This is a genomic window from Aliamphritea spongicola (assembly GCF_017051665.1).
GTDB lineage: Bacteria > Pseudomonadota > Gammaproteobacteria > Pseudomonadales > Balneatricaceae > Amphritea > Amphritea spongicola.
The window spans coordinates 1-314 of the sequence record NZ_JAFIDL010000068.1; the positions used below are offsets into that span (position 1 = coordinate 1).

Sequence of the window (314 nt, forward strand, 5' to 3'; positions counted from 1 at the left end):
CGCTTGCTCTGTCTGAATCACACGCTCCTGAGCTATATCTCCGCATTGGGGGCGCACCGCGAGCGGCTTAACACCCCGGCCACGCTCGATCTGCTCAATGACGCCGTGTGTTACGTGGACGGCGCCCTGCATCAGGAAGAACGGAACAGCCAGCGCATTGCGCAGGCGTTGGAACAGCTGGCGGAGCGCATCAGCAAAGCCGTTCCGGAACCTGAAAGCAAAGAACAATTGGTCTTGCAGCAGGTGGGATTGGTGCTCGAGCTGCTGCCGGAGCTCACCGCGCTGCATGCCCAAATCAATAAGGCAGCCTAACT

General features: G+C 59.6%; 1 pseudogene. It reads left to right on the forward strand.

Going from position 1 to position 314, the window contains the following annotated elements:
- A pseudogene (locus JYB63_RS22775) lies at positions 1-312 on the forward strand (hypothetical protein); the annotation flags it as partial.
- Positions 313-314 lie beyond the last annotated feature (2 nt).